The 13,037-nt window shown below is 43.3% G+C and carries 12 protein-coding genes; 8 read left to right on the top strand and 4 right to left on the bottom strand.

What is annotated here, in order from left to right; genetic code table 11:
• The first annotated feature begins 842 nt into the window (after positions 1-842).
• The 6 genes from ACQ86K_RS24745 (at position 843) to ACQ86K_RS24720 (ending at position 7,310) form a co-directional block, all read left to right on the top strand.
• Positions 843-1,616: an AraC family transcriptional regulator gene (locus tag ACQ86K_RS24745; RefSeq protein ID WP_431198988.1), complete on the top strand. Its 774-nt coding sequence runs from the start codon at positions 843-845 to the stop codon at positions 1,614-1,616.
• 247 nt (positions 1,617-1,863) lie between these two features.
• Positions 1,864-3,300, top strand: a complete 1,437-nt coding sequence (locus ACQ86K_RS24740; RefSeq protein WP_431198987.1) for a sodium:solute symporter family transporter — start codon at positions 1,864-1,866, stop codon at positions 3,298-3,300.
• Entirely contained in the window at positions 3,297-3,695 is a 399-nt protein-coding gene (locus ACQ86K_RS24735; RefSeq protein WP_431198986.1) for a hypothetical protein, read from the top strand. Before ACQ86K_RS24740 ends, ACQ86K_RS24735 begins: the two co-directional genes overlap by 4 nt.
• Before the next feature lie 11 nt (positions 3,696-3,706).
• A complete protein-coding gene (locus ACQ86K_RS24730; protein WP_091166790.1) occupies positions 3,707-4,903 on the top strand; it encodes a glycoside hydrolase family 130 protein in 1,197 nt (398 codons plus the stop codon).
• A gap of 14 nt (positions 4,904-4,917) precedes the next feature.
• A complete protein-coding gene (locus tag ACQ86K_RS24725) occupies positions 4,918-6,141 on the top strand; it encodes an AGE family epimerase/isomerase (RefSeq protein WP_091166792.1) in 1,224 nt (407 codons plus the stop codon).
• 44 nt (positions 6,142-6,185) lie between these two features.
• On the top strand, positions 6,186-7,310 hold the full coding sequence (locus ACQ86K_RS24720; RefSeq protein WP_091166793.1) for a glycoside hydrolase family 26 protein: 1,125 nt from the start codon (positions 6,186-6,188) through the stop codon (positions 7,308-7,310).
• Positions 7,311-7,382: 72 nt separating this feature from the next.
• Here the strand turns inward: ACQ86K_RS24720 and nhaA are convergent, their stop codons facing one another.
• Complete coding sequence (gene nhaA / locus ACQ86K_RS24715) at positions 7,383-8,690, bottom strand: Na+/H+ antiporter NhaA (protein WP_091166796.1); 1,308 nt, start codon at positions 8,688-8,690, stop codon at positions 7,383-7,385.
• A gap of 95 nt (positions 8,691-8,785) precedes the next feature.
• Here nhaA and ACQ86K_RS24710 point away from each other — a divergent pair, with 95 nt between their 5' ends.
• Entirely contained in the window at positions 8,786-9,073 is a 288-nt protein-coding gene (locus ACQ86K_RS24710; RefSeq protein WP_091166797.1) for a hypothetical protein, read from the top strand.
• Here ACQ86K_RS24710 and ACQ86K_RS24705 read toward each other — a convergent pair.
• The 3 genes from ACQ86K_RS24705 to ACQ86K_RS24695 all read right to left on the bottom strand — a co-directional run bounded on the left by ACQ86K_RS24705 (position 9,036) and on the right by ACQ86K_RS24695 (position 11,993).
• Positions 9,036-10,274, bottom strand: coding sequence for an MFS transporter (locus ACQ86K_RS24705; protein ID WP_129571424.1), 1,239 nt, complete (start codon positions 10,272-10,274; stop codon positions 9,036-9,038). The genes ACQ86K_RS24710 and ACQ86K_RS24705 overlap by 38 nt on opposite strands.
• A gap of 191 nt (positions 10,275-10,465) precedes the next feature.
• Positions 10,466-11,161, bottom strand: coding sequence for a hypothetical protein (locus tag ACQ86K_RS24700; RefSeq protein WP_091166800.1), 696 nt, complete (start codon positions 11,159-11,161; stop codon positions 10,466-10,468).
• Between the two features lie 121 nt (positions 11,162-11,282).
• Positions 11,283-11,993 carry a DsbA family oxidoreductase gene (locus ACQ86K_RS24695; RefSeq protein ID WP_223266280.1) on the bottom strand — a complete coding sequence of 237 codons (711 nt, stop codon included), beginning with the start codon at positions 11,991-11,993 and terminating at the stop codon, positions 11,283-11,285.
• 137 nt (positions 11,994-12,130) lie between these two features.
• Here ACQ86K_RS24695 and budA point away from each other — a divergent pair, with 137 nt between their 5' ends.
• Positions 12,131-12,925, top strand: a complete 795-nt coding sequence (budA, locus tag ACQ86K_RS24690; RefSeq protein WP_091166804.1) for an acetolactate decarboxylase — start codon at positions 12,131-12,133, stop codon at positions 12,923-12,925.
• The last annotated feature ends 112 nt before the right edge of the window (positions 12,926-13,037 follow it).

The following is a 13,037-nucleotide window of genomic DNA, read 5'->3' as shown; positions in this document are numbered from 1 at the left end:
GTTTGTTTGCTGTACCGTGTTTTATTTCACTAAGATACTTTGGGCAACTTTTTAAATCGTTTTAAAAAGAGTTTGTTTAATTGATAAAATGACATAAAAGTATTAGGTATCGATGCTTTATTTTGAGTGTTTACAGTAGTAATTTAAACGTTTTTGGTAATTTAAAACTAAATAATGAAAAAAAGTATTACATCTTGCCCGTGCATTAAAAGTACATTTGATGCTAAATCAATTATAAAATGCTGTAGCAAAAGGCCGGCCAAAATCTCTGCCGGCAAATTATCAATACAGTATTAATGACAGATTAAATTACGGCTAAATAAACCTTTGACCGTTTGGGTTAAATGTTTAAACCAATTTGTCTGCAAACCTAAAAGTTAAAATTTATATAGCGCAGTACAGCCCCTAAAATATTAGTTAATGAAGTGTAAAATTTTGATAAGTTGCCTTATATTATACTGTATTGTCGGGCATTTTAAAACTCGCTGCCAAATTCATTTGAGTTTTCACGGCTTGATATTAACGGCAAATTATCAGATAGTGAGGTTAACTGTGATTTTGCCATACACTAACGTTAAACCATACAGGCACATTTTAATTGGTTACGGTGCTGTAAGGAGACATAATAGGCGATGAAGTAACGAAAATTAATAATTAATTGTTTAATTGACATTTTGAAAGTATAAAAGTGTTAAATTAGTATCATTAATTAGTAAACTTATTTTAGTGGGATTTTATGACTACAAGTAATGTAATGCGGGAGATAACTCCGCTAACGCCAAGTGATTGTTTTACTATTTTTTCGAGGGTAAAAAAGAAATTTGATTTTCCGCTTCATTATCATGACGAGATACGAGCTTAATTTAATTATCAACGCCAAAGGGGCCAAAAGGGTAGTAGGTGGCCATATTGAGGTTATTGAAGAAGTAGAGCTGGCGCTGATAGGCCCAAACTTATACCATGCCTGGTTTACGCACCAATGTCAAAGCGAAGATATAACTGAAGTTACCATCCAGTTTCATAAGGATCTGTTTGATGAAAAGTTTCTGAAGCGAAATCAGTTAAGTTTTGTAAAAAGCATGCTCGAGCGCTCGCAAAGGGGGATTTCTTTCTCATCGGAAACCATTTACGCGCTTAAAGACAGGATTATGCAATTGGATAAAAAGAGCGGTTTTGACTCCGTATTAGAGCTTCTGTCCATTCTTCATGACCTGTCAATTTCCCGCAATATGAAAATGCTGTCGGATCCAAGCTTTACAAATGAGAAGTTTTACTACAATAGCCGCCGCATCGAAAAAGTGTTTGAGCACATGAATATTAACTATAACAAGCAAATCACCCTTGCCGAAGTAGCTAAAATTGCCAATATGCCCGAAGCTTCATTTAGCAGGTTTATCAAAAAGCGCACGGGCAAAACCTTTATTGACAGTTTGAACGAGATCAGGCTTGGGCATGCTTCCAGGATGCTTATTGACTCTACAACCACGGTAGCCGAAATTGCCTATAAATGCGGCTTTAACAATATCTCCAATTTTAACAGGATTTTTAAGCGTAAAAAAATGTGTATTCCCAAAGAATTCAGGGAAACCTATACCGGAAACCGCGTATTTATTTAACTGGTATTTATTTGGCTTTATGGCTGGTTAAAAATGTATCAGCCTATCGATAAAGTTAAATATAAGGTTAAAAAAGTATTATAAAGTTGCTGATAATAAATTCATTTTTGAGTAATGACCGTTAGGATCAGAATTTTCAGAATTTAAGAATTTTCAGAATGCTTGAACATCGCCCTATCAGCCTTTATGTACTGGATTATTTTAATTCTGTTAATTCAAAAATTCTGTAAATTCCGATTCAGACAAGATGAAGTTACACTTACTTGATGTTGCCATTATAGTTTTATACCTGCTGAGCACCATTTTTATTGGTTTATGGTACCGTAAAAAAGCTCGCGAAAATAAGGAAAGCTACATGCTGGGCGGCAAATCTTTACCCTGGTATAAACTGGGTTTAAGCGATGCCTCCGATATGTTCGACATCAGCGGCACCATGTGGATGGTAAGCCTGTGCTTTGTTTATGGCATGAAAAGCATCTGGATCCCCTGGCTATGGCCCGTATTTAACCAGGTGTTTTTGATGATGTACCTGTCGCGCTGGCTGCGCCGGTCAAACGCCGCTACCGGGGCCGAATGGCTGGCAACCCGTTTCGGTAAAACCGGGCCGGGAGTAACAGGTTCAAATGTGGTGGTTATCGCTTTCGCGCTTTTGAGCTGTTTTGGCTTCCTGGCTTATGGGTTTATTGGTTTGGGCAAGTTCATTGAAATATTTATTCCCTGGGACCTGGTTAAAGCTTACGTGCCCTTCCACGTGGCGCCTCAGTATGTACCGCATATGTACGGGATCATATTTACGCTATTCGCCATGTTTTATTCTATCATAGGCGGCATGCATAGTATTGTACTGGGCGATATGATCAAGTACGGCATTATGACGGTGGCCTGCGTGTGGATCAGTTTCATAGCTGCAGGCAAACTCAGCGGCAACCACCTCAATGTGCCCGATGGCTGGTATAGCCCTTTTTTTGGTAAAAATCTTGGCCTCAGCTGGACGGGGATCATCAACGAGGTAAATAACAAGATCAAAGAAGATGGCTATTCGCTGTTCGGCCTGTTTTTTATGATGATGACTTTTAAAGGCTTCTTCGCGGCAGTGGCCGGGCCCGCACCCAATTATGATATGCAAAAGATCCTCTCCACCCGCTCGCCCGAAGAGGCCAGCAAAATGAGCGGCTTTGTAAATATCATCCTGCTGCCTATCCGTTATTCGCTTATTGTGAGTTTAACTATCCTGGGCGTACTTTTTTATCACCAAATGGATTTGAAAGACGCCAAAGGGGCTATTGATTTTGAACGCATCCTGCCGGCCGTGATCAACAACTTTTTGCCCGTTGGTTTGGTTGGCTTGCTGCTGGCCGGCTTGCTTGGGGCTTTCATGAGCACCTTCAGCGGTACCATGAACGCGGCGCAGGCTTATATTGTGAATGATATCTACCTCAAATACATCAATCCAAGGGCATCTACCAAAAAAATCATCACCGCCAACTACATGGTGGGGGTTTTTGTGGTAGCGGTGGGCGTGATACTCGGCTTTTTTGTAAAGGATGTGAATAGTGTGCTGCAATGGATAGTATCGGCACTTTATGGCGGTTATATAGCCAGTAATGTACTTAAATGGCATTGGTGGCGCTTTAATGCCAACGGTTTTTTTACGGCATGCTTTCGGGGATTTTGTCAGCCATGATATTCTCGCTTATTATCCCTTCGGTCCAACTGTTGTACTGGTTCCCGGTGCTGTTTGCCATCTCGCTGGGGGGCTCGGTTATCGGCTCGTACGCTACAGCGCCAACGGATATGACCGTGTTGCGGTCATTTTATACCACCGTAAGGCCATGGGGCTTTTGGGGGCCTATTAAGGCTTTGGTAATGGAGAAAGATCCATCATTTGTGCCCAACAAAAACTTTAAGCTAAACATGTTCAACGTGGTTATAGGCACTATTACACAATGCTGCCTTACCATACTGCCCATGTACCTGATACTGGCACAAAAAGCATCACTCATAGTTACCATAGCCATACTGGTGGTTACTATTACCATACTGAAAAAAACATGGTGGAATAAATTAAAGGACTATTGATAGAAAACTATATGACGCAGGAATTTAACCAAAGGCTCGTTCAACTACAGGCCGAACAAGCTCAATTGATTAACCGGCAAAACCAGGTTGAGGAAACAGGCAACGGTATTTTTTGCCGGTTTAAATATCCTGTGCTTACTGCCGCCCATACCCCGCTTGAGTGGCGGTATGATCTTGATGCTAAAACCAACCCTCATTTAATGGAACGTTTTGGTATTAACGCCGTTTTTAATGCCGGCGCTATAAAGTTTAACGGCAAATACCTGATGGTAGCAAGGGTTGAAGGCGCCGATCGGAAATCATTTTTCGCTGTGGCCGAAAGTGCTGATGGGATCAATGGTTTTAAATTTTGGGATTACCCGGTTGAACTGCCCCAAACCGATGAACCCGATACCAATGTGTACGATATGCGCCTTACCCAGCATGAAGATGGCTGGATCTATGGCCTGTTTTGTACCGAACGCCGTGACCCTGAAGCTCCGTCATATGATCAGTCGATGGCGATAGCGGCCTGCGGTATTGCGCGTACCAGGGACCTGGTAAAATGGGAGCGCCTGCCCGATCTGAAAACCAACTCGCCCCAGCAGCGCAACGTAGTATTACACCCCGAGTTTGTTGATGGTAAGTATGCCTTGTATACCCGTCCGCAGGATGGTTTTATCAGTGCAGGGACCGGCGGTGGAATAGGTTTTGGCTTGTGCGACACTATGGAGAACGCGGTTGTTGACCACGAAACTATCATCCACAATAAAAGCTACCATACCGTTTACGAAGCCAAGAATGGCCAGGGCCCGGCGCCAATCAAAACGGAAAAAGGCTGGCTGCACCTGGCGCATGGCGTACGCAATACAGCTGCTGGTTTACGTTATGTGTTGTACATGTTTATGACCGACCTTCATGACCTTACTAAAGTACTTTACCAACCAGCAGGTTATTTTTTGGCCCCGGTTGGTGAGGAGCGTATTGGCGATGTATCAAATGTAGTGTTCTGTAATGGCTGGATAGCCGATGATAACGGATCGGTTTATGTTTATTATGCGTCCTCAGATACCCGCATGCATGTAGCCACAACTACAATTGATAAACTGATAGACTATGCCATGAACACACCGGCCGATGGTTTGCGTTCGGCCTCATCGGTACAGGCAGTGTACAATATTATCGATAAAAATAAAGCTTTAGGCCAATTACAGGGAGCCGGCGCCTGAACAGAGATTTAAACATGCTTCAACTATCAAATACTGTTTCAAATCATCAGCTTGCTATCTTCAGCAATGAGCTAACAGGTGAGCTGAAAAATATCCTCAACTATTGGCTTAATTATACTGTAGATGAAGTAAACGGTGGTTTTTGGGGCAAGATTAACAATGATAACCAGGTTACTCCCGGTGCCCCCAAAGGTTCGGTCTTAAACGCGCGCATCCTGTGGAGTTTTTCTGCTGCTTATAATCAAAATCCTGATGAAGTTTATTTACAGGCAGCTAAGCGGGCCTATGATTATATCAAAGCTCATTTTGTTGATGATGAGTTTGGCGGCGTGTATTGGTCGGTTGATTACAAAGGCGATATGCCGGATACTAAAAAACAGGTATATGCCAATGCCTTTACCATTTACGCGCTGAGTGAATATTATATAGCTTCGAAATCGGAAAGGGTAAAGCAGGAAGCCATCGGCCTCTATCATCTTTTGATCAATAAAAGCTACGACAAGGATAAAACGGGTTATCTCGAAGCTTTCACGCGCGATTGGCAGCCGCTCGGCGATCTTAGGCTAAGCGCTAAGGATGCCAACGAGAAAAAGACCATGAACACCCATCTGCACGTACTGGAAGCTTATACCAACCTGTACCGCATCTGGCCCGATGGCGGACTTAAACAGCAGATTGAAACCCTGATCAATAATTTTTTTGATCATTTTATTGATGCTGGAACCAGGCACCTCGTGCTGTTTTTTGATGAGGATTGGAACCGCCGGTCAGAAACCATATCGTACGGGCACGATATTGAAGCCACCTGGCTTTTACTGGAGGCCGCCGAAGTTATTGGTAATCAGGAAATGATCGAGAAGGTCAGCAGCACTTGCATCGCGATAGCAGAAGCAACTATACAGGGTTTAGATGTTGATGGTGGCTTATGGTATGAATATGAACCGGCAAATGGTCGTCTCATCAAAGAAAAACACTGGTGGGTACAGGCCGAAGCTATGGTAGGTTTTTACAATGCCTGGCAGGTTAGCGGTAATGATAAATACTTTCATTTGGTCCTTAAAAACTGGGCTTTTATAAAAGATAAAATACTTGATAAACAAAACGGTGAATGGTTTTGGGGTATCAAAGCCGATGGCAGTATTATGCCCGGCGAGGACAAAGCAGGGCTTTGGAAATGCCCCTATCATAACAGCCGTGCATGTATTGAAATTATCAGGCGTATAGGCCCGATAAATTAGCCGTAAAGCAAGGCTTCAAATGGTTTAACTTAGCGGCAGTGATTATGATAAAATTTTTTAGAAGGATTGCTGTTTTATACCTGCTGATCCATAGTTCAACCGCTATGGCGCAGCTGTTTGAACCTGCCGATAAGCACGCCACAACCGAAACCCGGCAGCTTTTTTACAGTATGCAGCGGCTGCTTAACGTGGGGGTAATATTTGGCCACCATGATGACCTGGCCTATGGTGTGGGATGGCGTAATGAACCAGGCCGCTCAGATGTTAAGACTGTTACCGGATCATACCCGGCCCTGTGTGGTTGGGATTTGGCCAGGATTGAGCACGACAGCATTCACGATATTAACGGAATCGCCTTTGAACAGCAGAAGCAGTTTGTTAAGGATGTTTACGCGCGCGGCGGCATCAATACATTTTGCTGGCATATGGATAACCCGGCCAATGGCAAAACCGCCTGGGATACCACGCAGCATACCGTAAAAGATCTTATCCCCGGCGGCGCGTTTCATAATGTATATATTGAGTATCTTGATCGTGCGGCCAATTATTTAGCTGATATGAAAGGCCCGGAAGGCGAGGCTATCCCGATATTGTTCCGGCCATTTCATGAACTTACGGGCAATTGGTTTTGGTGGTGCAAAAACACCTGTACCCCCGATGAATTTAAAGCCCTGTGGCGTTTTACTATCGATTACCTGCGGGATAAAAAGAAGCTGCATAACTTGCTCATCGTATATTCGGCGGCTGATTTTGAATCGGAAGATGAGTTTTTGGAACGCTATCCCGGCGATGCTTACGCGGATTTTATAGGCTTTGATAATTATTGTACGCAAAGCGTTGAGCGTTTTCAAGCTAAGCTGGATCAACGCCTTGCCATTGTTGATGGCATCGCTGTAAAACACCATAAAATAGCATGCCTGCCCGAAACCGGCTATGAAGGTATCCCCATGCCCAACTGGTGGACGGATATATTACTGCAAGCCCTCGCTAAGCATAAAGTATCCTACGTAATGGCATGGCGCAACGGAAACGATCATCATTATTACGTTCCCTACCCCGGCCAAACCAGCGCCGGTGATTTTATAAAGTTTTATAATAGCCCGCAAACCATTTTCCAAAACCGCATAACACCACTGGGCATTTATGGTAAGCCAAATTGGAAGCAGTAGCCTTGCGGTTCATGGATGATAGTTCATGGTTCATAGAGGAGGTGGATAATACATTCATTTTGGCTTTATGCTTTAAGTCTTCGGCTTTTTGCTTAAAACAGCTACCCCCGATATCCCGGCCAGCAAGGACGCTAACAGGATCCCATACTTGGCCTGGTCAATCATTTCGACATGATCAAAGGCTAATGCCGATATAAAAAGGGACATGGTAAAACCTACGCCTGCAAGCAAAGCCACACCTGTCATTTGTTTCCAGGATGAGCCTGCGGGTAATTGTGCGCCAAATTTTACCATGAACCAGGTAAAGAGCAATACACCTGTAAACTTGCCGGCAAGCAGGCCTATAGCCACACCCATGCTAACAGGGTTGGCCAGTGACGAGAAAAAGTCATGGCTAACAATAATCCCGGCGTTGGCTAAAGCAAAAAGCGGCATGATGACGAAAGCTACCCAGGGATGCAGGGTGTGTTCAATTTTTTGCAGCGGTGTTTCGGCGTCAAGGCTCAGCTTTTTTATTTTATCAATAATGTGGTGCTGTCCGGGCGTTATAAGCGTGCTGTTGTTTGGTTGCTCGTTTTCAAAATCGGTAAGGTATTGCTTTACAGATTGGGTGTAACTGATCTCGCTGATGCGGGTACGGGCAGGAATAGTAAAAGCCACCAATACACCCGCAATAGTTGCGTGGACGCCCGAAAGTAAAAAAGCTATCCAAACAGCGAAGCCTATGATCAAATAAAAAGCAGTACTCCTGATCCCCATTTTATTGCCGATAAGCAGCAGCACCAGCAGCCAAACCCCAAAGGTAAGTGGTACAAGCGCTATGTGACTGCTGTAAAACAGGGCAATTACCAATACCGCGCCAAGGTCATCGGCAACGGCCAATGCTGATAGGAAAACTTTTACAGAGGATGGAATATGTTTGCCCGCCATAGATAGTAAAGCCAGTGCGAAGGCTATATCTGTAGCCATCGGAATTCCCCAGCCATGGGCCGATGGCTTACCTGTATTAAAAAGGAAAAAGATGAAAGCAGGCACCAGCATTCCGCCCAATGCGGCAAACATAGGGAGTGAAGCTTTTTTTACAGAGGATAGTTCGCCGGCCATAAACTCGCGTTTTAACTCGAGGCCTATCACAAAGAAAAATAAAGCCATAAGGCCGTCGTTGATCCAAAGGTGCAGCGGATGGTTTAAAACATATTTATCAAAACCGAGCGATAGTTTGAGGTCCCAAAGTTGGTGGTAACTGAGCTGAAAAGGCGAGTTTACCCATACGATAGCCACAATTACGCTGATAAAAAGCACTATGCCGCCGGTATGTTCCTGGTTTATGAATTTGCTTACCGGCTGCGTGATTTTATCAATAGGGTAGCTTTGTTTCATAGATGCCTAAAATAGGGATTAAGTTTGATTTTTTGGTGAGATGATCTGCCAATTACATCGGATTAAAACAAAACCCGGCCATAAAACATTTATCAATGAAACCGGATATTATGAATAACTATCAGCAAAAATGGATAAGTACATTGAAAAACGCTCATTTAAATGGTTGGGAGATCAAGCCGCAGGGGGATGATATTTTTGTGGAGATGCCGCATGTTACAGACCTTAAACTAATAAGGGATAACCTGCCCGAAACACTTGCGCTGATGGCCTTGGATATTAATTTACCGAAGGAAAGGCTGAAGTTTATTTTTCACAACGGGTACGAGCAGTTTGAATACCTGCTTAACCCTGCCGCTGCGGATTTGGAACAGGAGGACTAAAATCAACGGTTGTTGTATCGTTGGGTAATTCCTCTTTGGTATTATCCGAATCAATTTTGGCCATTGTTGATACCACTACTACCGAAATTCCCATACAGGCAATCAGGATAAAAGAGGCCCTGAGGGTAGCAATTCCTGCTATAAAACCGATAACCGGCGGACCGACTAAAAAGCCCATAAAACCAATAGTTGATACTGCAGCCAGTGCAACGCCCGGCGACATAGTTTTTGATTTGCCGGCAGCGCTGTATACCATAGGCACTACAGATGATACACCGGCACCAACCAGTAAAAAACCGGCCATGGCCGTATAAACATAAGGGAAAGCTACCGCTATTAGCAAACCTGTTGCGGTTAATGAGCCGCTAACTTGTAAGGTGCGTTTTAAGCCAAATTTGTGAGCAAACCAATCGGCCACAAAACGGCCGCCTGCCATGGTGAACATGAATGTAGTAAAGCCTATGCCAACCAACGCCTCGGGGGCCAGTACTACTTTTTTGAAGTAGATCACGCTCCAGTCGAACATAGCGCCTTCGCAAATCATGGAACAGAAGGCTATAATACCTAATTTGATGAGCGATTTATCGGGCATTACAAACACAGGCCCGGAGTCGGTTACTTGATCATCTTTCAGGTAACGGGCAGCTACGGCCACGCCAATCGCTATCACGATCAGCATTAACGAAAAATGATGAAAAGGGATAATGCCGTTGGCTATCATGAACGTACCTATACCTGCCCCGGTAAAACCGGCCAGGCTCCACAAGCCATGAAAAAATGCCATAATAGGCCTTTGATAAAGCTGCTCGGTAGCCACTGCCTGTGTGTTTACCGCAATGTTTACAGAATTGCTTGCAAAGCCGAAACAAAGCAGGCAGATGATAAGCTGAAAAGTATTTTGTGCGAGGCCTAAACTTACCAATGCAGCAGCGTAAACCAACAGCGCGGCGATAACGAGTTTTTTACTGCCTATTTTGGTGATGATCCAGCCCGAGAAAGGCAGGGAACACATGAGGCCAACCGGCAGGGCGAATAACACGGCACCCAAACCGGCGTCTGATAAACCTAAATTTTGCTGAACAGTAGCAATGCGTGATGCCCAGCTTGAGAAACTTAACCCCGCCATAAAAAACATAGCACCCACGGCAATGCGGAGCGTTAACTTGTTAATGGTATCTGTTTTTTGTGGGATATTGTTCATGTTTTAGTATTGCCATAGTGTCTAAATGACACTATGGTTAATTGCCACAAATATAAGGCAATTAATTGTACTTTTAATAAGCTAAATCGTTTTTTACTTTTACGTGAATTAAACACTATATAAACGGAAAAGCGCTCGCTTAGCCTGTAATTGACTGAAAGCGAACGCTTCTATAATCTTGCTTTATATTGTTAAGTTTTTACATTAAAGGAGCCAACAACGACATATGATATACCGGTATTCAGGTTTTTAAACTCGGCCCTGAAAGTACCTACTGCATTTCCTTTGCTTGCGCTTGAATGATTTAACGTTGTAAACTTAACTTTGCCACCGAAAAAAGTAGCATCTATATTTGCACCCAAATTAACATTCAAATCTATTAGATCATAGGTGCCTGCGACCACTGTATTGGCTCCTAACTGAAATATATCCGAACCATTACCATTGATGTACGAAATCATAGTAGTTCCGGTAGTAGATATCGGACTTTGATCTATAGATGTAAGCATAGGGCCGCTCTTTACAACCTTGGCACCTCCATCAACCTGGTAGGAGATGGTTCCTTGCGAAGTAGCCGGGTAATCAGAGCCGTCGTCAGCTGTGCCAGTTCCAGTTCCTGTACCTGTACCTGTTCCCGTGCCCGTCCCGGTTCCTGTACCCGTTCCAGTTCCAGTTCCGGTTCCCGTGCCCGTCCCGGTACCCGTTCCAGTGCCAGTGCCAGTGCCGGTACCCGTACCCGTACCCGTCCCGGTTCCTGTACCTGTGGTAGGGACAACGGCAATTGCTTTTGTTTCTTTATCCGGCCCGAGCGGTGGGTCAAGTTTGCAGCTACTTACCGAAGCTGCTATTAAAAGAAGGGTAATTACTTTACAGTAAATTTTTTTCATATATACAAAGAGTGATAGTTTATGGTTTTAACGGTTTAAATATAAGTATTTTAGCTCTTTGTACGTAGGAGAAAAACTATTTGATACAAATAATGTTAAGAAAAGTTTACAATTTTTTCAATTATTTACAGTCGCCATCGGGGCTGCATGATTCGCCTTCGATCGTATCAAATGCTGGTTTGGGGTTTTCTTCCTGCCAGCCGGTAAAGGCTTTTGCAAGGGTATCTTTAAATACGGCCACCTCCTGTGCCCCTGATACGGCATATTTGCGGTTCATTACAAAAAACGGAACACCACGCACTCCTAAATATTGAGCTTCGGCAATATCGTGTTTTACCTCGTCGGCGTAGGTGTCGCTTTCAAGCATTTGTTTAATTTCTTCAGCGTTCAGGCCAATCGCCGTACCCATTTCAATAAGAGTTTCGGTATCATCAATATTGCGGCCTTCGGTAAAATATGCCCTGAACAAAGCTTCTTCGGCAGCGTCTCCTAATCCATGCTTTTTGGCCAGATGAGCTAACCTGTGCGCATTAAAACTATTAGCCACAACCGATTTGCTGAAGTTATAAGTAAGGCCGGCCTGCGCTGCCATTTGGGTAACATGGTCGTTCATCTGTTCGGCATGGTCAAGCGTCCATCCTTTTATATCGGCCAGGTACTGGTTAATGCTGATATTGGGGTTGGTTTTAAGGTCGGGGTTTAGCTGAAAGCTTTTCCATTCTATCTCAATTTGTTCTTTGCCTTCAAAGCCGGCCAGTGCTTCCTCGAACCTGCGTTTGCCTATATAACAAAACGGGCACATCACATCCGACCATATTTCTACCTTCATCATTTCTATTTTAAATGTTTAAACAAATTTAAGGCCTGTAATTCTTATCCCCGTAAAGGCAAAGTAAAATTTAACAGGCTTTGTTAGATGCCAGAGTGATTTTTGAACTACTTTTATTGCTTTAAAAACACGTTCCCCTCATGAAGAATTTATGCCTGAGATGCTTTTTGCTCTTAATGATCTTTACAAGCCTTAAAACATCGGCACAACAAAAAACAACTGATAAAAATTTATTCAGCGCAGGTTACGCGGCAGGCTTTATTGGCGGCTTGTATGATTCCTATTATCCGTATAAACAATTAAAACAACATGGCGATTTTGGTTTGGGCGCCCCGGGCAAGCTTGATGGTGAGCTCATGGTGTTTAACGGCAAACTTTATCAAACTCAGTCAACGGGTAAAACAACCCAACTTGCCGATACCGGCAAAACCCCTTATGCTGTGGTTTGCTTTTTTCATGCCGAAAAAACATATAAGTGTAATAAGCCTTTATCCAAGTCGGCACTGTTTAGCTACCTTGACAGTATCTTAACCAACCAGAACGGGATCTACGCTATCCACATCAAAGGAAATTTTAGTATGGTTAAAACAAGGGCTTTCCCGCCGGTTGATAAACCTTATTTGCCCTTGGCGGCGATGCTTGACAGGCAACATTTTTTTGATTTTAAGAACATCAAAGGCGATCTTATGGGTTTTAAGATCCCTGCACTGATGGAAGGAGCGCATATCAGCGGCTACCATTTTCATTTTTTATCTGATGATAAAACCGGTGGCGGCCATATTATTGATTTGCTTGCAGATGATATCACCATTGAAGTTGAAACGTTAACAAGCTATACCATTGACCTGCCGCAAACGCCGGAATTTAACAGCTTTGACTTTAAGAAAGACCGCAAGGAAGAGATTAAAAGCGTGGAGAATGGAAAAAAGCAATAATGACTGATCGTTTTTATTTGGACGATAATTTTTTGTAATATGTAAATTTTTATAAATTAGGAAATTATAAACCAATTATAAACTTATTGAGGTAACAGCCCAATGCTGAGGA

Source organism: Mucilaginibacter sp. P19 (genome assembly GCF_050632265.1).
Classification (GTDB): domain Bacteria; phylum Bacteroidota; class Bacteroidia; order Sphingobacteriales; family Sphingobacteriaceae; genus Mucilaginibacter; species Mucilaginibacter gossypii.
This window is presented reverse-complemented; position numbering and strand designations above follow the sequence as displayed.

Bases quoted from the DNA above. Each gene is read 5' to 3' on its own strand.
- ACQ86K_RS24700 (WP_091166800.1), bottom strand. From the start codon at position 11,161: ATGAAAAAAATTTACTGTAAAGTAATTACCCTTCTTTTAATAGCAGCT.
- ACQ86K_RS24695 (WP_223266280.1), bottom strand. From the start codon at position 11,993: ATGATGAAGGTAGAAATATGGTCGGATGTGATGTGCCCGTTTTGTTAT.
- ACQ86K_RS24725 (WP_091166792.1), top strand. From the start codon at position 4,918: ATGCTTCAACTATCAAATACTGTTTCAAATCATCAGCTTGCTATCTTC.
- ACQ86K_RS24710 (WP_091166797.1), top strand. From the start codon at position 8,786: ATGAAACCGGATATTATGAATAACTATCAGCAAAAATGGATAAGTACA.
- budA (WP_091166804.1), top strand. From the start codon at position 12,131: ATGAAGAATTTATGCCTGAGATGCTTTTTGCTCTTAATGATCTTTACA.
- ACQ86K_RS24745 (WP_431198988.1), top strand. From the start codon at position 843: ATGACGAGATACGAGCTTAATTTAATTATCAACGCCAAAGGGGCCAAA.
- ACQ86K_RS24735 (WP_431198986.1), top strand. From the start codon at position 3,297: ATGATATTCTCGCTTATTATCCCTTCGGTCCAACTGTTGTACTGGTTC.
- ACQ86K_RS24705 (WP_129571424.1), bottom strand. From the start codon at position 10,274: ATGAACAATATCCCACAAAAAACAGATACCATTAACAAGTTAACGCTC.
- ACQ86K_RS24730 (WP_091166790.1), top strand. From the start codon at position 3,707: ATGACGCAGGAATTTAACCAAAGGCTCGTTCAACTACAGGCCGAACAA.
- nhaA (WP_091166796.1), bottom strand. From the start codon at position 8,690: ATGAAACAAAGCTACCCTATTGATAAAATCACGCAGCCGGTAAGCAAA.
- ACQ86K_RS24740 (WP_431198987.1), top strand. From the start codon at position 1,864: ATGAAGTTACACTTACTTGATGTTGCCATTATAGTTTTATACCTGCTG.
- ACQ86K_RS24720 (WP_091166793.1), top strand. From the start codon at position 6,186: ATGATAAAATTTTTTAGAAGGATTGCTGTTTTATACCTGCTGATCCAT.